Origin of the sequence: Aquabacterium sp. (genome assembly GCF_049274795.1) — a bacterium.
In the GTDB taxonomy this organism is placed as follows: Bacteria; Pseudomonadota; Gammaproteobacteria; order Burkholderiales; family Burkholderiaceae_C; genus Aquabacterium.
Map to the genome: position 1 here is coordinate 88003 of NZ_JBASTH010000077.1, position 21181 is coordinate 109183.

The window sequence follows — 21181 nt, forward strand, 5'->3', positions numbered from 1 at the left end:
GTGACGAGTTGGTGCGTCAGGCTGTGGGGTTGCCGCGGCTCATGGCTTCGTACATGCCAGGGATCTCGCGGTCCAGCGCGGCGGTGGTCAGCAGGTGCACGCACAGCTGCTCATAGCTCAGGCCGGCCACACGGGCCGACATGGGCACCAGCGAGTGCGAGGTCATGCCGGGCGCCGTGTTGATCTCCAGCAGGCTGGGTTCGCGGGTGACCTTGTCGATCATCACGTCGACACGGGCCCAGCCGCGGCAGCCCAAGGCCTTGAAGGACTTGACCACCAACTTCTGGATACGCTCTTCCTCGTCCTCGGGCAGGCCGGACGGGCAGTGGTACTTGGTATCGTCGGTGAAGTACTTGTTCTGGTAGTCGTAGTTGCCATCGGGCGCGGCAATGCGGATCACCGGCAAGGCCACGGGCTCGCCGTTGATCTCCAGCACCGGGCAGGTGGTCTCGTCGCCGTCGATGAACTCCTCGCACATCACTTCTTCATCGTGCTGCGCGGCCAGGACATAGGCGGCTGCGCACTGGCTGCGGTCCGTCACCTTGGTCAGGCCGATGGACGAGCCTTCACGTGCAGGCTTGACGATGATGGTGGGACACTCGAGGTAATCGAAGGCCTCTTCACACTCGGCCGCGCTCTTGACGGTGCGCCAGGCCGGCGTGGGCACGCCCTTGTAGCGCCACATCAGCTTGGTCACGTCCTTGTCCATGGCCTGGCTGGAAGCCTTCACGCCCGAGCCGGTGTAAGGGATTTGCAGCCACTCGAGCTCGCTTTGGACGGTGCCATCCTCACCACCGCGGCCATGCAGGGCAATGAAGCAACGCTCGAAGCCTTCCTTGCGCAGATCCTCGATCGGGCGCTCGGAAGGATCGAAGGCGTGCGCGTCCACCCCCTGCGACTGCAAAGCCTTGAGCACACCGGTACCCGACATGATGGAGATCTCGCGCTCGGCGGAATCACCACCAAACAGCACGGCGACCTTGCCCAGGGACTTGGGGTCCACGGTGGGGGGGGCAATCTGGAGGGGGGTGCTCATGGCATCGGTCCTCGTCTTCAATCTTTCAGCAGTTCAACGACCTTGGCGGGCACGCCGCCAATGGAGCCAGCGCCCATGCAGATCACCACATCACCCGCGCGGGCGGTGTCGGCGATGGCCTGCGGCAAGGTGGCGACGTCATCCACGAACACCGGCTCGACCTTGCCGGACACGCGCACGGCACGGGTCAAGGCACGGCCATCGGCGGCGACGATGGGTTGTTCACCCGCGGCATACACCTCGGTCAGCAGCACGGCATCGGCGGTGCCCAGCACCTTGACGAAATCCTCGAAGCAATCGCGCGTGCGGGTGAAGCGGTGCGGCTGGAAGGCCAGCACGATGCGCTGGCCGGGGAAGGCGCCACGCGCGGCGCTGATCACGGCGGCCATCTCCACCGGGTGGTGGCCGTAGTCGTCGATCAGCGTGAACACGCCGCCATCGCTGGTCTTGAGTTCGCCATAGCGCTGGAAGCGGCGGCCCACACCCGTGAACTCGCCCAGGGCCTTGATCAGCGGCTCGTCGGGCAGTTCGATCTCGGTGGCCACGGCGATGGCAGCCAGCGCATTGAGCACGTTGTGCACGCCAGGCAGGTTCAGCGTGACGGTGATCTCGGGCATCACGACGCCATTGCGGCGCTGCACGACGAAGCGCATCTGACCACCGGCCAGCGCCTCGACGTTGACCGCGCGCACCTGCGCATCTTCACCAAAGCCGTAGGTGATCACAGGGCGCGAGATCAGCGGGATGATCGAGCGCACGCCCGGATCATCGGCGCACAGGATGGCCGAGCCGTAGAAAGGCATGCGGTGCAGGAAATCGACGAAGGCCTGCTTGAGCTTCGCGAAATCGTGCCCGTAGGTGTCCATGTGGTCGGCATCGATGTTCGTGACGACCGACAGGATGGGCAGCAGGTTCAGGAAGGAGGCATCCGACTCGTCGGCCTCGACCACGATGTACTCGCCCTTGCCCAGCGCCGAGTTGGCACCCGCGCTGTTGAGCTTGCCGCCGATCACGAAGGTCGGGTCCACACCGGCCTCGGCCAGGATGCAGGTGACCAGCGAGGTGGTCGTCGTCTTGCCGTGCGTGCCGGCGATGGCAATGCCTTTGCGCAGGCGCATCAGCTCGGCCAGCATCACGGCGCGCGGCACCACGGGGATGCGCTTGGCGCGTGCGGCGATCACCTCGGGGTTGTCGCCCTTCACGGCGGTGGAGGTGACCACGGCCTCGGCACCCTCGATGTGCGCGGCCTCATGGCCGGTGAACACCTGGATACCCAGCGAGGCCAGGCGGCGCGAGGTGGCGCTGTCGGACTGGTCGGAGCCGGAGACGGTGAAGCCCAGGTTGTGCAGGATCTCGGCGATGCCGCTCATGCCCGCGCCGCCGATGCCGACGAAATGGATGTGCTTGACCGCGTGTTTCATGCTGCGGCCCCCTTTCGGGAAGAAGAGGTCAGTCGTTCGATGTCGTCGGCCACAGCGGCGGCGGCGCCACGGCGGGCCAGCGCGTGGGCCTTGTCGGCCATGGCACGCAGGTCGTCGCGGTGCAGCGTGCGCAGGCGCGCGGCCAGCGACTCGGGGGTCAGGTCGCCTTGCGGCAGGTGCACGGCCGCGCCGTGCTGGGCCATGTAGGCTGCGTTGTCGCGCTGGTGGGCGGTGGTCGAGACCACCAGCGGCACGAGGATGCTGGGCACGCCGGCCACGCACAGCTCGCTCACCGTGATGGCGCCGGCGCGGCAGACGATCACGTCGCAGTCGGACAGGCGCTGGGCCATGTCGTTGATGAAGGGCAGCACCTCGACCTCGCTGGGCATGCGGATGCCATGCTGGCCGTAGGTGGCCTTGACGGCCTCGTACTGGGCGATGCCGGTCTGGTGCGTGACGCGGGGGCGCTCTTCGGGCGCCAGCAGGGCCAGCGCGCGGGGCAGCGTGTCGTTGAGCACCTTGGCGCCCAGGCTGCCACCGACCACCAGCACGCGCAGCGGGCCCAGGCGGCCGGCAAAGCGCATGGCCGGCGGCGCGATGGCCTCGATCTCGGCGCGCACGGGGTTGCCGGTGACATGGGCCACACGGTGGCGCGAGGCCACCTTGGCCACGTCGTCGCTGTCGAAGCCGAAGGCCACGGCATCGGCCACGGGCAGCAGCGCCTTGTTGCTCATCAGCAAGGAAGCATCGGCGTTGACCAGCACCAGCGGCAGGCCGCGCGCCGAGGCCATCAGGCCACCGGGGAAGCACACATAGCCACCCATGCCCAGCACGGCATCGGCCTTGCGCTTACCCAGAATGCCGAAGCATTCGCCAAAGGCCTTGACCAGGCGCAGACCGCCGGTGAGCGTGTGCAGAAGGCCCTTGCCGCGCAGGCCGCTGAAGCCAATGCTGTCCATCGGGATGCCGCTGGGCGGCACCAGGCGGTTTTCCATGCCGGTGCGCGTGCCCAGCCAGCTCACGGCCCAGCCGCGCTGCTGCATCTCGCGCGCCACGGCCAGGCCGGGCATGACGTGACCGCCCGTACCGGCGGCCATGATGACGAGGTGTTTGCCGGCGCTCATGCGCGGCCCCCTCTCATCAGTTGACGGTTCTCGATGTCCACGCGCAGACAGATGGCCAGCGCCACGCAGTTCAGCAAGATGCCCGAGCCACCGTAGCTCATCAACGGCAGCGTCAGGCCCTTGGTGGGCAGCACGCCCAGATTCACGCCCATGTTGATGAAGGCCTGACCGCCCATCCACACGCCCACGCCTTGTGCGACCAGGCCCGAAAAGACGCGGTCGAGTGCGATGGCCTGGCGGCCGATGTGGAACAACCGGCGCACCAGCCAGAAGAAGGCGAAGATCACGATGGCCACACCGATGAAACCCAGCTCCTCGCCGATCACGGCCAGCAGGAAGTCGGTGTGGGCCTCGGGCAGGTAGTGCAGCTTCTCGACGCTGGAGCCCAGGCCTTCACCGAAGATCTCGCCGCGGCCGAAGGCGATCAGCGAATGCGTGAGCTGGTAGGCCTTGCCCAGGGCGTTCTTCTCTTCCCACGGATCGAGATAGGCGAAGATGCGCTCACGCCGCCAGGGGCTCAGCGACACCATCAGCACGAAGGCGCTGACCAGCACGGAGGTGATCAGGAAGAACATGCGGCCATTGACACCGCCCAGGAACAGGATGGCCATCGCGATGGCCGCGATCACCATGAAGGCGCCCATGTCGGGCTCGGCCAGCAGCAGCAGGCCCACCACGCCCACGGCGACGGCCATCGGGGCCACCGCGCGGAAGAAGTGCTCCTTCACGTCCATCTTGCGCACCATGTAGTCGGCGGCATAGAGCGTGATCGCCAGCTTGGCCAGCTCCGAGGGCTGAAAGTTCATCACGCCCAGCGGCAACCAGCGGCGCGCGCCGTTCACGCCCTTGCCCACATGCGGGATCAGCACCAGCATCAAGAGCACCAGCGAGGCCACGAACAGCCAGGGCGCGGCGCGCTCCCACACCGACATCGGGATCTGCACCACGATGCAGGCCGTGGCCAGCGCCAGGCTCAGCGAGAACATGTGGCGGCTGAAGAAGTGGGTGGCGGCGTAGTTGGCGAACTTGGGGCTGTCGGGCAACGCGATCGAGGCGGAGTACACCATCACCAGGCCCAGCATCAGCAGCGCCATCGCCACCCAGACCAGCCCCTGGTCGAAGCCCATCACGCGGGTGGGCTGACCGGAGACGCTGACCCAATCCCGCACGGGCAGGCTGCCGCCCTCGCCGCGTTGCAGCAGGCGGGCCTTGAGGCGGGCGAACAGGCCGGGGTTGGCGTCGAGGCTCGTATCGGTCATGCCAGTTCCCCACGGTCGATCGCGATCTCGCGCACGGTGTCGATGAAGACCTCGGCGCGGTGTGCGTAGTTGCGGAACATGTCCAGGCTGGCGCAGGCCGGGCTCAACAGCACGGCATCGCCCGCACGAGCCTGCTCGAAGGACCAGCGCGTGGCCTGCTCCAGCGTGTCGTGGCGCTGCACGGGCAGCGGCTCGCCCAGGGGATCACGCAGCACGTCGCCGCTGGCCAGGGCCTGGCCGATGACCTCGGCATCACGGCCGATCAGGGCCACGGCACGCGCGAAGCGGCTGACCGGGTCGGCCAGCGGCGCGAAATCCTGGCCCTTGCCATCACCACCCAGGATCACGACCAGCTTGCCGCTGCCCAGGTCCGAGCCCAGCCCCAGCAAGGCAGCCACGGTGGCGCCTACGTTGGTCCCCTTGCTGTCGTCGATGGCGTCGACGCCGGCCACATTGCTCACGACCTCGACGCGATGCGGCTCGCCTCGGTATTCGCGCAGGCCGTGCAGTATGGGGGCCAGCGGCAGGCCGATCGCGGTGGTCAATGCCAGCGCGGCCAGGGCGTTCGACGCGTTGTGACGGCCACGGATGCGCAGCGCATCCGCAGGCATCAGCCGCTGCAGGATGATCTCTTCTTCCGGATCACCCTTCTTGCGCTTGATGGTGGGATCGGCCTCACGGGCACGCATCAGCCAGGCCATGCCGGCCTCGACCACCAGGCCGAAGTCGCCCGGGTTGCGCGGGGCATCTAGGCCGAAGCGCACCACGTTGCGGTGCACGGTGCGCGCGGGGCGGCCCTTCACGCCGGACTTGATCACCTCGGGCGGCGGCACCATGGCTTCCACGGCCGGGTCGTCACGGTTGATCACCATCACGCCCTGCTTGCCGAAAATGCGGGCCTTGGCGCCTGCGTAGCCGGCCATGGAGCCGTGCCAGTCCAGATGGTCCTGCGTGATGTTGAGCACCGTGGCGGCGCTGGGCTCGAAGTTGCTGACGCCGTCGAGCTGGAAGCTGGAGAGTTCGAGCACCCAGACCTCCGGCAGCACCTGGAACACGGGCTCGGCCGGGGGCGGCGGGGCCAATTGCACCAGAGGGGCATCGGCGTCGTCGGCCAGAGGGGCGGAGTCGGTGGGCTCCGCCGATTCGGTAATGGGTTCTGCTGTGGGTTCGGTGCCGTCTGTCACAACATCGGTCGTTGCATCAGTGGCCGATGCTTGCAGATCCGCGGCCTCAGCGCCTTGAGCGTCCAAGGCTTGCGATGTCTCGCCTGCATCGTCAGCAGATGCAGGGCTCACAACCTCCGTCGATGCGTCTGCCACGGCAGCCTCATCCACAGCCACCTCATCGGCCACCGCTTCGGGCTCTGCATCCAGCGCCTGCGCCAGCGTGTCCAGCAAGGTCGGGCCGATGTTGCCGGCCAGGCCTACGCGCTTGCCCGCCCGCTCGACCAATTGGGCCGTGAGCGAGGTGGTCGTGGTCTTGCCGTTGGTGCCGGTGATGGCCAGCACCTTGGGGGCGTAGCCGCGCTCGGCCTTCAGATCGGCCAGGGCCGTGGCGAACAGCGACAGCTCACCGCGCACGGGGATGCCCAACTCATCAGCGCGCGCCAGCAGGCGCTCGACATCGGGCGCATTGGGTGCCAGGCCGGGACTTTTAAGCACCAGCTGCACACCGTCCAGCAGGGCTGCGTCCAGCCCATGGTGCACGGTGGCAGCCGGAATCTCGTTCATCAGCGTGACCGCCTGGGGCGGGTTCGCGCGCGTGTCGGCCACGCGCACATGGGCACCACACCGGGCGCACCAGCGCGCCATGGCCAGGCCCGAGTCTCCCAGACCCAGGATCAGCACGGTGAGCTCACGCAGGTAACGCATCTTGAAGTCAGTCGATCAACGCAGTTTCAGGGTGGACAGGCCGGCCAGGCACAGCAGCATCGTGATGATCCAGAAGCGGACCACGACCTGCGTTTCCTTCCAGCCGGACTTCTCGAAGTGGTGGTGCAGCGGCGCCATCAGCAGGATGCGGCGGCCCTCGCCGTACTTCTTCTTGGTGTATTTGAAGTAGCTGACCTGGATCATCACGGACAGTGCTTCGAGCACGAAGACACCGCCCATCACGGCCAGCACGATCTCCTGGCGCACGATCACGGCAATGGTGCCCAAAGCGCCACCCAGCGCCAGCGCGCCGACATCGCCCATGAACACCTGTGCCGGGTAGGCGTTGAACCACAGGAAGGCCAGGCCCGCGCCGGCCATGGCCGCGCAGAACACCATCAGCTCACCGGCCCCGGGGATGTGCGGCAGCAGCAGGTACTTGGCATACACCGAGTTGCCCGTCACGTAGCAGAAGATGCCCAAGGCCGAGCCCACCATCACCACGGGCATGATGGCCAGGCCGTCGAGGCCGTCCGTCAGGTTCACGGCGTTACTGGTGCCCACGATCACGACGTAGGTCAGCACCATGAAGCCCCACACGCCCAGCGGGTAGGAGATGGTCTTGAAGAAGGGCACGATCAGGTCGGCCTTGGGCGGCAGATCGTTCGAGAAGCCCGAGCCCACCCAGCGGATGAACAGCTCCACCACCGCCAGGTTGTCGGTGCCGGACACACTGAAGGCCAGGTAGATGGCCGCCACCAGGCCGATGAGCGATTGCCAGAAGTACTTCTCGCGCGAGGGCATGCCCTCGGGGTTCTTGTGCACCACCTTGCGCCAGTCGTCGGCCCAGCCGATGGCTCCAAAGCCCGTGGTCACGATCATCACGATCCACACGAAGCGGTTGCCCCAGTCGAACCACAGCAGGGTCGACAGGCCGATGGCCAGCAGGATCAGTGCGCCACCCATGGTGGGCGTGCCGCGCTTGCTGAGGTGGTCCTGGATGCCGTATTCGCGGATGGGCTGACCGATCTTGAGCTCGGTGAGCTTGCGGATCAGCCACGGGCCCAGCGCCAGGCCGATCAGCAGCGCGGTCATGGCCGCCATCACGGAGCGGAAGGTCAGGTACTGGAAGACGCGCAAAAAACCCCACTCGGGGTTCATGTCCTGCAGCCACAGTGCCAGGCTAAGCAGCATGCTCACCTCCGGCCAGTTGGGCGACGACGGTTTCCATCTTCATGAATCGGGATCCTTTGACCAGGATGGCAGCGGCCTCGGGCGGGCCATCCGGGGTGTTGTTCTTGGTGTTGTCGGCAGGGCTGGTCGAGGCGTCCAGGGCCGCGACGATCTCGGCGGCCGATTCGAAATGACGCGCCTGCGGCCCGAAGGCCTGCGCAGCGTGGCGGCACAGGGTGCCGGCCGTCCACAGCCGCTCGATGCCCTTCGCGCGGGCATGGGCGCCGACCTCCTCGTGGAAGGCGGGACCCTGGTTGCCAACCTCACCCATGTCGCCCAGCATCAGCCAGTGCGGGCCAGGCAGCGCGGCCAGCATGTCGATGGCGGCGCGCACGGAGTCGGGGTTGGCGTTGTAGCTGTCGTCGATCAGCGTGACGGTGCGGCCACCACGCTGGATGCTGCGAAGCGCCGAGCGGCCCTTGACGGGCACGAAGCCCGACAGGCCCTGGACCACAGCCTGAAGCGGCGCACCGGCACCGATTGCCGCAGCTGTGGATGCCAGGGCATTGCGCACGTTGTGTTCGCCAGCCATGTGCAACTGCGTCACCGCCACACCCGCGGGCGTGGCCAGGCGGATCGACCAGTGCGGTCCCTGGCCATCGGCAGGTGCATCGACCCAGACGCTGGTGCCTGTGACGGCGGCATCACCCTGCAGCGCGAAATCGACCACGCGACGGCCGGTGGACAACTCGCGCCAGATCGGCGTGTGCTCGGCATCGTCGGCCGGGAACACGGCCACGCCATCGCGCGGCAGCGAGGCCAGCACGGCGCCGTTCTCGCGCGCCACGGCCTCGACCGTGTGCATGAACTCCTGGTGCTCGCGTTGCGCGTTGTTGACCAGGGCCACGGTGGGCGCGGCCAGGGCGGCGAGTTGCTCGATCTCGCCCGGGTGGTTCATGCCCAGCTCGACCACCGCGCACTGGTGCTGGCCCTCACGCAGGCGCAGCAGCGTCAGCGGCACGCCGATGTCGTTGTTGAAGTTGCCCTGCGTGGCCAGTGCGCCTTCCGGGCGGCCCTGCAAACCCACCCAGGCACGCAGGATGCTGGCCACCATCTGCGTGACGGTGGTCTTGCCATTGCTGCCGGTCACGGCCAGCAGCGGGATGTCGAAGCGCGCGCGCCAGGCCGAGGCCAGCCAGCCCAGGGCCGCGCGCGTGTCCGGCACCACCAGGCCCGGCAAGCCGGAGGCTTCGATGCCGCGCTGCACCAGCACGGCCGCAGCGCCCGACTGCGCGGCCTGCGGCAGGAAGTCATGCGCATCGAAGCGCTCGCCGCGCAGGGCCACGAAGAAGTCGCCGGCCTGCAGGCTGCGGGTGTCGCTGTGCACACGCAGCAGCGGCGTGGCCGGATCGCCCACCAGCACGGAGCCGGGCAGCAACTGATGGGCCAGGCCCAGGGTCATCATCATCGGGGTGCCCGTCATGCAGCCCTCCGTGCGCGCAGGGCGCTCAGCGATTCATCCACATCGGAGAACGGCGTCTTGACGCCGGCCACTTCCTGCGTCGTCTCGTGGCCCTTGCCGGCAATCAGCACCACATCGCGCGGATCGGCGCTGGTGATGGCATGGACGATGGCCTCGTGGCGGTTCTCGATCACGGCCACCGGCTCGCTGCGCACCACCCCGGCCAGGATCTGGCAGAGGATGTAGCCCGGGGCCTCGCCGCGCGGGTTGTCGCTGGTCAGCACGATCTCGTCGGCGTGCTGATCAGCCATGGCGCCCATCAGCGGGCGCTTGATCGGATCACGGTTGCCGCCGCAGCCGAACACGCACCAAAGGCGGCCGCCGCGTGCCTGCGCCAGGGGTTTCAGGGCGCGCAAGGCCTTGAGCAGGGCATCGGGCGTGTGGGCGTAATCCACCACGGCCAGCGGCAGCGCGAGCGCATCCTCACCGTCCAGGCGCACCTGCTGCATGCGGCCGGGCACGGCGCTCAGGCCCGCGCAGGCGCGAACGGCGTCAAGCAGCGGCACGCCCAGCGCACGCAGGGCACCGATCACCGTCAGCAGGTTGGACACGTTGAAATCACCCACCAGCGCGGCCTGCAGCTCGGCCTGGTCGATCACCTTGACCAACGATTCATCGCGTTCGACGATGCGGGCACGCAGGCCGTCGGCCTGGGTGACGACATCCTCGGCGCACAGGCGGGCCGGCTCGCGCACGGCCGTGGTCCACAGTTGCACGCCGCGCTGGCGGCACAGCGGCACCAGCTCGTCGCCCTGCGGATCGTCCACATTGACCACGGCGGCCTGCAGGCCTTCCCACTCGAACAGGGCCTGCTTGGCACGCCAGTAGGCTTCCATCGTGATGTGGTAGTCCAGGTGGTCCTGCGTGAAGTTGGTGAACTGCGCGACGCGGATGCGCGTGGCGTCCAGCCGGTGTTCTTCAATGCCAATGGACGATGCCTCGATGGCCGCGGCCACCAGGCCCTGGTCGGTAAAACGGCGGAAGGTGGCGTGCAGGGTGACGGGGTCGGGCGTGGTCAGGCCCGTGGCCTCGAAATCGCCGGCGCCGGGCCGGCCCACGCCGAGGGTGCCGATCACGCCGCAGGGGCGGCCCAGCGCGCTCAGCGCCTGCGCCGTCCACCACGAGGTGGAAGTCTTGCCGTTGGTGCCGGTCACGGCCACCACGTCGAGTTTCTCGCTGGGGCGGCTGTTGAAGGCATGGGCGATCAGCGCCAGGCGTGTCTTCAGGCCCGGCACTGCGGCGATGCGTGCGTCATCGAACGCGAAGGCCTCGGCGCCCTCGGCCTCAACCAGACATGCGCGCGCGCCCTGTGCCAGGGCCTGAGCCACGAAGGCGCGGCCATCACGGGCGGCGCCCGGCCATGCGATGAAGCCGGGTGCTTGCCCCTGGGCCACGCGCGGCGCCACTTCGCGGCTGTCGACCGTGAGCTGGTCCACGCCATGCCCGGCCAGCCAGGCCAGGATGGCGGAGACATCGTTCAGCAAGGTGGGCAAGGTGCTCATCAGAAGCTCTCCTCCACGGCCGGCTGGGCGACGATGTGGGTCTGCACATCCAGGTCGGGCACCACACCCAGCCGCGGCAGAGTGTTCTGCACGATCTGGCTGAACACCGGGCCGGCGACCGCACCGCCAAAGTACTTGCCGTTGGTGGGTTCGTCCACCATCACCGCCACCACGATGCGGGGCTTGTTGATGGGCGCCAGGCCCACGAACCACGAGCGGTACTTGTTGCTGGCGTAGCCTTTGCCCTCTTGTTTGTGCGCGGTGCCGCTCTTGCCGCCCACGCTGTAGCCCACCGTCTGGGCCAGCGGCGAGGTGCCGCCATTACCGGCGGCCATGCGCAGCATCTCGCGCATCTCGCGCACCGTCTCGACGGACAGCACGCGTGTACCCTTGACCGGCACCAGATCGGCGGCCTCGGCACGCTTGGCCGCCACGGCCTGCGACCAGCCCAGACCACCGCTGGAGGTGTGCAGCGCCGGCTCGTCAGCCCCCGGGGCATCGCGCTTGATCAGCGTCAGCGGGATCAGCTCGCCATCGTGCGCGAACACGGTGTAGGCATGGGCCAGCTGGAACAGGCTGGCCGACAGACCATACCCATAGCTCATGGTCGCCTGCTCGATGGGCCGCCAGCTCTTGTAGGGGCGCAGACGGCCGGTGACAGCGCCAGGGAAGCCGATCTGCGGCTTCTGGCCCATGCCCACGGCGGTGTAGAGCTCCCACATCTCGCGCGGCGCCATCTCCATCGCCATCTTGACGGTGCCCACGTTGCTGGATTTCTGGATCACCTCGGCCACCGTCAGCACGCCGTGCGGGTGCGAATCGCTGATGGTGGAACCGGCAATCGTCAAGCGGCCCGGCGCCGTCTGGATGGGCGTGTCCGGCTTGACGCGACGGGTCTCCAGCGCCCACGACACGATGAAGGGCTTCATCGTCGAGCCGGGCTCGAAGGTGTCGGTCAGGGCGCGGTTGCGCAACTGCGCACCCGTCAGGTTGCGGCGATTGCCGGGCGAATAGCTGGGGAAGTTGGCCAGCGCCAGCACCTCGCCTGTGAGCGTGTCGATCACGACCACACTGCCAGCCTTGGCCTTGTTGGCAGCCACCGCATCGCGGATACGCTGATACGCATTGGCCTGGATCTTGGCGTCGATGGACAGGCGGATCTCACGGCCATCGGCGGCAGGCACCAGATCACCCACGTTCTCGACGACACGGCCCAGGCGGTCCTTGATGACGTGGCGCTGCCCGTCGCGGCCGGACAGGTCGCGGTCGTAGGCCAGCTCGATGCCTTCCTGGCCCTTGTCTTCCACATTGGTGAAGCCCACCACGTGCGCGGCGGCCTCGCCCTCAGGGTACTGACGGCGCGATTCCTTGATCTCGTGCACCCCCTTGAGCTTGAGCGCAGCCACCTGCTGGGCCGTGGTCTCGTCCGCCTGACGGCGCAGCCACACGAAGTTGTTGCTGCCGCCCAGACGCTTCTTGAGCTCGGGCGTGCTCATGTCGAGCAGGCGCGCGAGCTTGCGCAGATCCTGCGGCGAGGCATCCATGTCCTTGGGGATGGCCCACAGCGAGGGCGCCGGCACGCTGGAGGCCAGCAACTCGCCATTGCGGTCGAGGATGCGGCCACGGTTGGCCGGCAGCTCGATGCGGCGCTCGTAGCGGTTGGCCCCCTGCTGCTGGTAGAACTCGGTGTGGATGATCTGGATCCATGCGGCGCGGCCGATCAGGACGGCGAAAGCCAGGCCGATCGCGCCCGTGAGGAACTTGATGCGCCACGGCGGCGTCTTGGAGGCCAGCAGAGGGCTGGTGGCGTAGCGCACGGCCGGCATGGGCGCGTTGCCCTGCTTGCGCGAGCTGCGGCCGCCATTGGACCGGGCACCGCCCTTGTCCTTGCTGAACATGTCGCGCCAGCCGCTCACCGAGCACCTCCCGAGGTGGACGATGCGGATGTGGCGGGCGCGCTCGCGGCAGCGCCGTCACTCACATAGTGCGTGACGGACGGCGTGGCGTTGAACATGCGCAGCTTCTGGCGCACCATGTCCTCGACCACCAGGGGCGTGGCCGCGGTACGGCGTTCGATCTTCAATCGCTCGAAATCGACCTGCAGCTCCTGCTCGCGCACCTGGGCGCGCTCGAGCTGCACGAACAGGCTGCGTGCCTCGTTGCTGGAGCGGATCAGCCAGAAGCAGCTGAGCAGCAGCACGGCGGTCAGGGCGATGTTCAGGCGCGTGCTCACCGGCGGCCTCCCTGGCGACGGCCCCGGGCGGGCGCGGCGGAGGCTGGCGGCACATAGGGCGCGTCGGTGCGTTCGGCCACGCGCAGCACGGCGGAGCGGGCGCGCGGGTTGGCGGCCACTTCGGCCTCCGAGGGCTTGATGCGCGCGATGGCCTTGAGCGGCATGGCCTTGGGCTCGGCGAAGGGCACGCGCCGATCAACCACTTCGCGGCTGTGCGCGGCGATGAAGGTTTTGACAATGCGGTCTTCCAGCGAATGGAAGCTGATCACGGCCAGGCGGCCGCCCGGCGCTAGCGCGCTCAAGGCTGCCTCCAGAGCGGCTTGAAGCTCGTCGAGCTCGCCGTTGACGTGAATCCGAAGGGCCTGAAAGGTGCGTGTGGCTGGGTTTTGCCCGGCCTCCCGGGTCTTGACCGCACCAGCCACGACGTTGGACAGCTCGCCCGTGGTCCGCACAGGCTGTCCGGATTCGCGGCGAGCCACAAGCGCCTTTGCAATCGGGCGAGCAAACCGTTCTTCGCCATATGTGTGGATGACGTGGGCGAGTTCATCGACGGTCGCGCGGGCCAGGTAGTCGGCCGCGCTCTCCCCCTGCGTCGTGTCCATGCGCATGTCCAGCGGCGCATCGAAGCGGAAGCTGAAGCCACGCTCCGGATTGTCGATCTGCGGCGAGGACACGCCGATGTCCATCAACAGACCGTGGACCGGACGCAACCCTTGCAGCAAGGCCACATCCGCCCACGACGAGAACGCCGCGTGCGCAATGCGAAAGCGCGGATCCGTGATCGCCTGCGGACCCCGCGTCGCGTGCGCGATGGCATCCGGGTCGCGGTCCAGCGCCAGCAAGGTGGCATTGGCCGGCAGCTGCGACAGAATCAGGCGCGAGTGCCCGCCCCGCCCGAACGTGGCATCCACGTAGACGCCGCCCGGCACCGGACCGACCGCGGGATCCCACAACGCCCCGGCGGCCTCGTGCAGCAAGACGGTGGTGTGCTGCCAAGGTGTGCTCCCTTCTTGCATGCGGCTAGAAGGTGAAGTCCTGCAGGGCTTCGGGCATGGGCTGCGCCATGACCTGGGCCTCGTGCGCGGCGTAGCGTTCGGCGTCCCACAGCTCGAAGTGGCTGCCCATGCCCAGGAGCATGACCTCCTTGCCCAGACCGGCGGCGGCGCGCAGCTCCGGGGAGATCAGCACGCGCGAGGCGCCGTCGATCTCGACATCCATGGCATTGCCCATGAAGACACGCTTCCAGCCCGCGGCCGACATGGGCAGCGCGGCGACCTTGTCGCGGAAGGTTTCCCAGGCGGGACGGGGGAAGACCATCAGACAGCCCTCCGGGTGCTTGGTGATGGTGATCTGGCCCTCACAAAGGGCTTGCAGGGCGTCGCGATGGCGCGCAGGGACGGCCATACGCCCCTTTGCGTCCAGCGACAGCGCTGATGCCCCTTGAAAGACCAAACTCACACAAAACTCCACTTAAGTGCACTTTCCAACACTTTAAACCATGCACACCCCCGAAACAAGCGGAAAAGATAAAAAAATCTGAATGAAATCAAAGACTTACACGCACTTTCAAACACCACCCTCATAAAAAAGTTGTTCAAAATGAAGCACTTGCACGGGGGTATGCAAGTGAATGTTGAGAAGGACGCCCCCATTGGGGGGATCCCGGGGGCCAGCTGGGCAACCTAACGGCAAATGGAAAATGCGCCCCGGAGCACCAGGGCCATCCAGGAAACCAAACGAGCCAGTTTGGCCAAGAGCCACTTCCTGGCGAACATGAGCCATGAGATCCGCACCCCGATGAACGCGGTGATCGGCATCACCTATCTGCTGGGACAGACGAAACTCGATGAAGAGCAGCGTCCGCTGCTGTCGAAAGTCGAAAGGGCCAGCCAATCCCTGCTGGCCATCATCAACGACGTACTGGACCTGACGAAGATCGAGGCGGGCGAGTTGCTGATCGAGCACACGGCCTTCGCGCTGCCTTCAACCCTGCATGAAGTGCACGATCTGATCTCTGTGCAGGCCAAGTCCAAGCAGATCGGCTACGAGATGGTGCTGGACAAGGACGCCCCCCCTGCCTGTTCGGAGACCCCACTCGACTGCGGCAGATTCTCCTGAACTTGCTGTCCAATGCCGCGAAGTTCACTGACCGTGGCCACGTTCGCCTGCGGGTAAGCAGCAGCGCCAGCACCCAACAGGGTTTTACGCGACTGCGCTTCGAGGTGTCCGACACCGGTATCGGCATCCCGGCAGACGTTCAGGCCAGGCTTTTCATGCCGTTCGCCCAGGCCGATGCCTCGACCACACGCCGTTATGGCGGCACGGGACTGGGCCTGTCGATCGTGCGTCATTTCACCGAGATGATGGGTGGCACCGTGGGGTTGAACAGCGAGCCCGGCCGAGGCAGCCGCTTCTGGGCTGAACTGGCGTTCAAGGCGGACGACGCAGCCGGTGAAGTCGCCGCCGCGACGATTCGGGACGCCACATCCACGGGCCTGAACGGCATTCGGGTCATGGTTGTCGATGACAGTGACATCAACCTGGATGTGGCCCGGCGAATACTGCAGTTGGCTGGCGCGAATGTGGCGCTGGCGGCAGATGGAGAGGAGGCCCTGTCCATGCTTGGCCAGCATCCCGATGAATTTGACGTTGTGCTCATGGACATGCAGATGCCCAGGCTGGACAGCCACGAAGCAACGCGCCGCATTCGCGCCGAACTCGGGCTCAAAGACCTGCCGATCATTGCATTGACGGCAGGCGCGCTGACCAGTGAGCAGCAGAAGGCGCTGGAATCCGGCGTGGCCGACTTCATCAGCAAACCCTTCGAGCCACGGGACCTCATCCAGCGTATCCGACGTCAGGTTCAGTTGTCGGGAGGGATCAGCCGGATGGCCGTCGACGGCAGCAGTACGCCATCGGCCGGGCAGCCCGATGAAAGCTGGCCTCACATTGAAGGGGTGGACATGCCGACTGTTCAGTCCTTGTTCGGGTCCAACATCACCTTGTACAGAAGCCCGCTGAGTCGAATGCTCGACGAGCACCTTCCTTCCCGGCTGCTAGATGAGCACAGCCTGGACGCACTGGATCACTTCAGTGCCTTGAAAGGAGAAATGGCTCGGGTATGCGAGCCTGCGCTTCTGGAGACGCTTCAAGCGCATGTCGAGGCTCTTCGGTTTGCTGAAGCCTATGGCGTCCTCGCAAGCCTTGCATCCTTGAGCGAACAACATCCATCCGGGTAATGGAGATCCAGCCTGCCATTCGCGCTCATAGGCACACCCATAACCCGCGCGGCTTCATTCAGCGAGGCCCACTCACATAACGCATCAATCCGGAAAAGCCGAGAGATAAGTTAGGGGGGCGTTGCATCAAGCAGCCACCAATCCGGTTGACATGCCTCCGCGGGCGATCTGAGAATGGCGCAACACAAACACACGGGAGAGAGGCCAGACGCCTCATGGGCATAGCCTCTTGTCAGCGGCAAGGGGCCGAATATCCCACGGGTGCAAGCCTCAGGAGATCGTCATGGCCATACATGAATCCAATCGGGATCATCACGTCAACATCGTTTCCTCACTCAACGATGACACAGCGTTCGTGACGCCCCACTGGCAGCCACCCTCGATGGACGCCGAAGCGCTTGGCTTTCCCAACAGCATTGAGGCCGATGCTCGAGAACATCTTCTTGCACGGTTTCCGTACTTCGCGTCTCGGTTGCAGATCAGCACCATGGCGGATGCCATACACGCCATTGAAGCCGTGGCATCCACGCCAGCCTATCAACGCCATGTTCTTCGCGATGCCCCCGATATCGCCCACGTCCAGCATGGTTCGCTGGGCGTCTTCTTCGGATACGACTTCCATCTGGGTGATGGTCCGCCGCAACTCATAGAGATCAATACCAATGCGGGAGGCGGCCTCATCAATGCGACGTTCACGAAGAACGCTCGCGCAACAAGGTCCAACGAGATAGAAGACCTGTTCGTGAACATGTTTCACCACGAATGGGCGTGCCATGGCGGCGATGGCCCCTTGCGGTCAATGGCGATCGTCGACGTCACGCCGACAGCTCAGTACCTTTACCCGGAATTCATCCTCTTCAGGCGCTTGATGGCCAGACATGGCGTCCGGGTGGACATCGTCGATCCCGGACAACTCGAACTGCGAGCCGACGGACTGTGGACCTCCGACATGCGTGTACAGATGGTCTACAACCGCCTGACCGACTTCTACCTCGAAGATCCCGGCAACGCGCCGCTTCGAGAAGCCCACGTGCGAGGACAGATCGCACTCACGCCCCACCCCCGTGCTCACGCCACATTCGCCAACAAGAAGGCGATGACTGTTCTGAGTGACACCAGCCTCCTGACGTCCTGGGGAATCGCCGAATCCACTCGCAGACTTCTCTCGACAACCATACCCAGGACCGTTCTGGTCACACGGGACACTGCCGAAGAATTGTGGGCACACAGACGCCTCTACTTCTTCAAGCCGGCGCTCGGTTATGGCAGCAAGGGCACCTACCGAGGAGACAAGCTCACCCGTCGTGTCTGGGAAGACATTCTGAATGGTGACTATGTGGCTCAGCTGTTCGCACGGCCCGGCAGCCGGAAAATCCTGGTCGATGGTGTACCCCAGGAGCTCAAGGTAGACGTCAGGAACTACGTCTACAACAGGCAGGTGCAGCTCATTGCCGCACGCATGTTCCAAGGCCAAACGACCAACTTCAGGACGCCTGGCGGGGGCTTCACGCCAGTGCTCGGAGTGGACGACGCTGCTGCTTCGTTCCTTGAATTGAGCACATCACATTCCGCCAGGCAACCCGTTTCCGCCCGTGATTTTTTCAATCATGGCAGCGCATTTCCCTTCAGCTGACACACCAGACAACGTGCGTCAATCCCAATAAGACGATTGACCTATTAATACGCAGTTCAATTGAAACAATGCGTTATCAGGGCGTTCTTTAGCGCCTGATCCCGCCGCATCAACCCATGCGATCAGAGCCGATTTCCACTCTATAAATCGGCAATACCCAACACCATCCAGACACCAAAAGCGGCGAAACATTTTTTTTCACATAATCCGTTGTGCACACTAGGACAAGCGTCTAGTATCTGAGCCAACAACAAAAAACCAGGTTAATTTTTTTGCAAGGGGAAGCAAGCATGTTGCGCTTTGAAACGCCTTGGGGAATATGGCTGGATGTCCATGTCCAGCCGCCGCCTGACAACCGACGCACGGGGATGGCTGACACGGATGCCCGAGACATCCAATGCCTGCTATTGACCGTCTTTGTGCAGGTACTTCTGAATCTGGTTCAACAGCACACCGAACGCATGCGTGCGTGGATCAATGAGTTCGAAGTGCTGCACGCCCTCAAGCAACTGAAGATCGCAGGCGTCCTTCTGCGCCAGGGCTCGAGCGTGGTGCCGCAGACTGATCTCATGAGGCACGGAAGTGTCGTCGGTCCCATGGATCAGCGCATGCGGCACGCCGAGGGGCAGCAACTCAATGGGCGAGCTCTCCATGTACCGCTCCGGAAAATCCTCGCGAAGGCCTCCCAGGAACGCGGCCACGATGTCGTTGCTGAGGCCCAAGCGGGCGCACTCGGTCAGATCGACGGCGCCGGCCAACGAAATGGCGCCCGCCAGTTGCAAGGGGTCATCAGCATGAAGCAGGCTTCGCTGATCGAGCCTGTGGCGGCCCGCGGCCCACAAAGCCAGTTGCCCGCCGGCCGAGAAGCCGACAGTCACCACAGCCTCGATATCGAGCTGATAGCGCGGCGCGATGCTGCGCAGGAAATCGATGGCCTGGCCTGCGTCGGCCAGCGTACCGGGCCAGCCCCCGCCATCTTCGCCGATCCGTCTGTATTCGATGTTCCAGGTCGCGAATCCCGCTTCCGTCAACGCAGCGCAAAGGTGCGAATGCGTTTCCAGCCCATGAGCGGCACGCCACCATCCTCCGTGGATGCCCACGATGACAGGATGAGGCCCCTGTCCTTTCGGTAGCCGAAGCTCACCGAACTGGCTTGCCTGAGGGCCGTATTGCAGTCTTGCATCGAAAGACGGCTGGGCCCAACTCAACAGATCCATTGATCGTTCCATGCATGGAGCGTAGCACGCGTGCGTTCGCAGAAGGCGATACGCCAGGCAGCTGCACGCCCATGAAAGGCATGACAAATGAAACTACACGCCCCCATCCGAGGCTTCCTTCCAGCGACAGACCCCGCGACTGAACTCCCTTCTGGCTATGGCCTCTGGGATGAGCTCGGCGAAGAGCTGCCTCACCTCCTCGCCTGTGGTAAGGCCCGCACGACGTTGGCGAAACTCGCACCGATCAGAACGGATGAGCTCTCGGACCCAGCTCACCAGGAACGAGCCTTCGGCCTGCTCTCCGTTTTGGGTCATGCGGCGGTGCACGAAAGCTGGCGCACTGCATCCGCCAGCAGCGTGCCCAAAGGTATCGCGATGCCGTGGGTGGCCCTGGCCAGGATGATGCAGCGCCTGCCGGTGCTGGCCTATGCATCTCATGGCTTGAACAACTGGCGCCGGCTGGATCCCACTGGCGAGGTGGAACTGGGCAACATCGCAGTCCTGAGGACTTTCTTCGGCGGCCTCGACGAGCACTGGTTCGTGGCCACACACGTCGACATCGAAGCCAGCGCCGCACCGTTGATTCGCGCTGCGATGGATGCGCAGGAAGCCGTTGCCAGCGACGACGCAGCCCGGCTTCAGGCAACGCTGTCCACCATGGCCGCCACGCTCGACAAGATGGGCACGACCCTTGAGCGCGTCCGGGAGAACTGCGACCCTCACATCTTCTTCAACCGGGTCCAGCCTTTCATGCAGGGTATGAGGGGCGTCATCTACGACGGCGTCCCCGAACTCAACGGCACGCCGCAGAACCACCCAGGCGGCAGCGGCGCCCAGAGCACGGTGCTGCCCGTCGTCGATGCGGTTCTGGGCGTGCGTCATGCGCCCGACGCGCTGCTGAGCTACCTGACCGAACTGCGTCGCTACATGCCAGCGGAACACAGGGAGCTGTTGATGAAGGTCGAGCACCGAGGCGCGGTCAACCTGTATGCATCCAGCGCCGGTGACGCAGCCCTGCTGGACACCTACAACCGGTGCATTGATGCACTGGGCAGGTTCAGGGAACAGCACTTGCGGATCTCCATTGATTTCATACAGAGACCTGCCAAGCAGCAGGCGAGTAACCGAGGTGAGCAAGGTACCGGCGGATCACCCTTTGTTGGGTATCTGGAAAAGCATCGCAAGGAAACCTTCATCAATATTCTGAAATGAGGAAAGTCATGCAAGAAACGAAACACGACTATGTCATCGTGGGCGCGGGGCCCGCTGGACTGCAACTCGGTGCCTTCCTCAAGAAGGCGGGCCGAGACTTCGTCATCCTAGAGTCCGGGGAGGGGCCTGGCACGTTCTTCAAGAAGTTCCCCCGGCATCGCAAGCTGATCTCGGCCAACAAGGTCTACACCGGCTACACGGACAAGGTGCGCAACATGCGCTGGGACTGGAACTCCCTCATCTCTGACGATGACACCCTTCTGTTCAAGCATTACAGCAAGGAGTTCTTCCCGCCTGCGGACAGCATGGTCACGTACCTGCAGGACTTCGCGGACAAGCTGGACCTGCCCATCCACTACAACCGCACCGTCAGCCGAATCTCACGACACGGCGACTTCCGGATCGAGACCTCCAACGGCGACGTCTACCACGGCAAGCGGCTCCTGATGGCCACGGGTGTCTCACTGCCCTACATTCCCGATGTCCCCGGCATCGAACACGCGGAGGTTTACACCGATGTCTCGGTCGATCCCGACGACTTCACCGACCAGAAGGTATTGATTCTCGGGAAGGGCAACTCCGCGTTCGAGACCGCCGACAACCTGATGAACACTGAGGTTGCCCCCGAAAAGTGGAGTTCTTAGCTCATGACCACAATGCTGGAAAGGAGCGAAGAAATGGTCGACAAGCAGGTACGTGGCAAGTACACCCTGGAGTACAAACTGGAGGCTGTCAGGCA

18 protein-coding genes are annotated in these 21181 nt (G+C 65.2%); 5 read left to right on the top strand and 13 right to left on the bottom strand.

All coding sequences use genetic code 11. From position 1 onward, the window contains the following. Positions 1–16: 16 nt before the first annotated feature. The 12 genes from WAQ08_RS12385 to mraZ form a co-directional block, all read right to left on the bottom strand. Positions 17–1036 (bottom strand): D-alanine--D-alanine ligase, encoded by a 1020-nt coding sequence (locus tag WAQ08_RS12385; RefSeq protein WP_422191881.1) that lies wholly within the window; start codon positions 1034–1036, stop codon positions 17–19. 17 nt (positions 1037–1053) lie between these two features. Then, positions 1054–2457 carry a UDP-N-acetylmuramate--L-alanine ligase gene (murC, locus tag WAQ08_RS12390; protein ID WP_422191882.1) on the bottom strand — a complete coding sequence of 468 codons (1404 nt, stop codon included), beginning with the start codon at positions 2455–2457 and terminating at the stop codon, positions 1054–1056. Continuing rightward, positions 2454–3581: an undecaprenyldiphospho-muramoylpentapeptide beta-N-acetylglucosaminyltransferase gene (murG, locus tag WAQ08_RS12395; protein ID WP_422191883.1), complete on the bottom strand. Its 1128-nt coding sequence runs from the start codon at positions 3579–3581 to the stop codon at positions 2454–2456. The genes murC and murG overlap by 4 nt, the downstream gene beginning before the upstream one ends. Beyond that, the gene (ftsW, locus tag WAQ08_RS12400; protein ID WP_422191884.1) at positions 3578–4840 is read right to left on the bottom strand and encodes a putative lipid II flippase FtsW; all 1263 of its coding nucleotides are present in this window, start codon (positions 4838–4840) and stop codon (positions 3578–3580) included. Before ftsW ends, murG begins: the two co-directional genes overlap by 4 nt. Continuing rightward, positions 4837–6711 (bottom strand): UDP-N-acetylmuramoyl-L-alanine--D-glutamate ligase, encoded by a 1875-nt coding sequence (gene murD / locus WAQ08_RS12405; protein WP_422191885.1) that lies wholly within the window; start codon positions 6709–6711, stop codon positions 4837–4839. The genes ftsW and murD overlap by 4 nt, the downstream gene beginning before the upstream one ends. Before the next feature lie 15 nt (positions 6712–6726). Continuing rightward, positions 6727–7905: a phospho-N-acetylmuramoyl-pentapeptide-transferase gene (gene mraY, locus WAQ08_RS12410; RefSeq protein ID WP_422191886.1), complete on the bottom strand. Its 1179-nt coding sequence runs from the start codon at positions 7903–7905 to the stop codon at positions 6727–6729. After that, complete coding sequence (locus WAQ08_RS12415; RefSeq protein WP_422191887.1) at positions 7895–9367, bottom strand: UDP-N-acetylmuramoyl-tripeptide--D-alanyl-D-alanine ligase; 1473 nt, start codon at positions 9365–9367, stop codon at positions 7895–7897. The genes mraY and WAQ08_RS12415 overlap by 11 nt, the downstream gene beginning before the upstream one ends. Beyond that, complete coding sequence (locus WAQ08_RS12420; protein ID WP_422191888.1) at positions 9364–10908, bottom strand: UDP-N-acetylmuramoyl-L-alanyl-D-glutamate--2,6-diaminopimelate ligase; 1545 nt, start codon at positions 10906–10908, stop codon at positions 9364–9366. Before WAQ08_RS12420 ends, WAQ08_RS12415 begins: the two co-directional genes overlap by 4 nt. Then, positions 10908–12734 carry a peptidoglycan D,D-transpeptidase FtsI family protein gene (locus WAQ08_RS12425; protein WP_422191898.1) on the bottom strand — a complete coding sequence of 609 codons (1827 nt, stop codon included), beginning with the start codon at positions 12732–12734 and terminating at the stop codon, positions 10908–10910. Before WAQ08_RS12425 ends, WAQ08_RS12420 begins: the two co-directional genes overlap by 1 nt. Positions 12735–12820: 86 nt before the next feature. Next, entirely contained in the window at positions 12821–13141 is a 321-nt protein-coding gene (gene ftsL / locus WAQ08_RS12430; RefSeq protein ID WP_422191889.1) for a cell division protein FtsL, read from the bottom strand. Next, on the bottom strand, positions 13138–14157 hold the full coding sequence (rsmH, locus tag WAQ08_RS12435) for a 16S rRNA (cytosine(1402)-N(4))-methyltransferase RsmH (RefSeq protein ID WP_422191890.1): 1020 nt from the start codon (positions 14155–14157) through the stop codon (positions 13138–13140). Before rsmH ends, ftsL begins: the two co-directional genes overlap by 4 nt. A 4-nt stretch (positions 14158–14161) precedes the next feature. After that, entirely contained in the window at positions 14162–14593 is a 432-nt protein-coding gene (mraZ, locus tag WAQ08_RS12440; protein ID WP_422191899.1) for a division/cell wall cluster transcriptional repressor MraZ, read from the bottom strand. A gap of 240 nt (positions 14594–14833) precedes the next feature. Here mraZ and WAQ08_RS12445 point away from each other — a divergent pair, with 240 nt between their 5' ends. From WAQ08_RS12445 to WAQ08_RS12455, 3 genes are all read left to right on the top strand, one after another. After that, positions 14834–15259, top strand: a complete 426-nt coding sequence (locus tag WAQ08_RS12445) for a histidine kinase dimerization/phospho-acceptor domain-containing protein (RefSeq protein WP_422191891.1) — start codon at positions 14834–14836, stop codon at positions 15257–15259. Positions 15260–15261: 2 nt separating this feature from the next. Then, positions 15262–16380 carry a response regulator gene (locus tag WAQ08_RS12450; RefSeq protein ID WP_422191892.1) on the top strand — a complete coding sequence of 373 codons (1119 nt, stop codon included), beginning with the start codon at positions 15262–15264 and terminating at the stop codon, positions 16378–16380. 283 nt (positions 16381–16663) lie between these two features. Further along, entirely contained in the window at positions 16664–18013 is a 1350-nt protein-coding gene (locus WAQ08_RS12455; protein WP_422191893.1) for a hypothetical protein, read from the top strand. A gap of 404 nt (positions 18014–18417) precedes the next feature. Here WAQ08_RS12455 and WAQ08_RS12460 read toward each other — a convergent pair whose 3' ends face one another. Next, entirely contained in the window at positions 18418–19230 is an 813-nt protein-coding gene (locus WAQ08_RS12460) for an alpha/beta hydrolase family protein (protein WP_422191894.1), read from the bottom strand. Positions 19231–19317: 87 nt separating this feature from the next. On the opposite strand from WAQ08_RS12460, the gene WAQ08_RS12465 reads away from it, so the two are divergent. Both WAQ08_RS12465 and WAQ08_RS12470 read left to right on the top strand, forming a co-directional pair. Next, positions 19318–20442, top strand: a complete 1125-nt coding sequence (locus tag WAQ08_RS12465) for a hypothetical protein (protein ID WP_422191895.1) — start codon at positions 19318–19320, stop codon at positions 20440–20442. Between the two features lie 8 nt (positions 20443–20450). Beyond that, a complete protein-coding gene (locus WAQ08_RS12470) occupies positions 20451–21086 on the top strand; it encodes an NAD(P)-binding domain-containing protein (protein ID WP_422191896.1) in 636 nt (211 codons plus the stop codon). Positions 21087–21181 lie beyond the last annotated feature (95 nt).

What these genes read in the sequence shown, in the direction of transcription:
- mraY (WP_422191886.1), bottom strand. Translation starts at nt 7,905, where the DNA reads ATGCTGCTTAGCCTGGCACTGTGGCTGCAGGACATGAACCCCGAGTGG.
- murD (WP_422191885.1), bottom strand. Translation starts at nt 6,711, where the DNA reads ATGCGTTACCTGCGTGAGCTCACCGTGCTGATCCTGGGTCTGGGAGAC.
- murC (WP_422191882.1), bottom strand. Translation starts at nt 2,457, where the DNA reads ATGAAACACGCGGTCAAGCACATCCATTTCGTCGGCATCGGCGGCGCG.
- WAQ08_RS12465 (WP_422191895.1), top strand. Translation starts at nt 19,318, where the DNA reads ATGAAACTACACGCCCCCATCCGAGGCTTCCTTCCAGCGACAGACCCC.
- WAQ08_RS12470 (WP_422191896.1), top strand. Translation starts at nt 20,451, where the DNA reads ATGCAAGAAACGAAACACGACTATGTCATCGTGGGCGCGGGGCCCGCT.
- ftsW (WP_422191884.1), bottom strand. Translation starts at nt 4,840, where the DNA reads ATGACCGATACGAGCCTCGACGCCAACCCCGGCCTGTTCGCCCGCCTC.
- WAQ08_RS12425 (WP_422191898.1), bottom strand. Translation starts at nt 12,734, where the DNA reads ATGCCGGCCGTGCGCTACGCCACCAGCCCTCTGCTGGCCTCCAAGACG.
- murG (WP_422191883.1), bottom strand. Translation starts at nt 3,581, where the DNA reads ATGAGCGCCGGCAAACACCTCGTCATCATGGCCGCCGGTACGGGCGGT.
- WAQ08_RS12455 (WP_422191893.1), top strand. Translation starts at nt 16,664, where the DNA reads ATGGCCATACATGAATCCAATCGGGATCATCACGTCAACATCGTTTCC.
- WAQ08_RS12415 (WP_422191887.1), bottom strand. Translation starts at nt 9,367, where the DNA reads ATGACGGGCACCCCGATGATGATGACCCTGGGCCTGGCCCATCAGTTG.
- WAQ08_RS12445 (WP_422191891.1), top strand. Translation starts at nt 14,834, where the DNA reads ATGGAAAATGCGCCCCGGAGCACCAGGGCCATCCAGGAAACCAAACGA.
- WAQ08_RS12385 (WP_422191881.1), bottom strand. Translation starts at nt 1,036, where the DNA reads ATGAGCACCCCCCTCCAGATTGCCCCCCCCACCGTGGACCCCAAGTCC.
- rsmH (WP_422191890.1), bottom strand. Translation starts at nt 14,157, where the DNA reads ATGCAAGAAGGGAGCACACCTTGGCAGCACACCACCGTCTTGCTGCAC.
- WAQ08_RS12420 (WP_422191888.1), bottom strand. Translation starts at nt 10,908, where the DNA reads ATGAGCACCTTGCCCACCTTGCTGAACGATGTCTCCGCCATCCTGGCC.
- WAQ08_RS12460 (WP_422191894.1), bottom strand. Translation starts at nt 19,230, where the DNA reads ATGGATCTGTTGAGTTGGGCCCAGCCGTCTTTCGATGCAAGACTGCAA.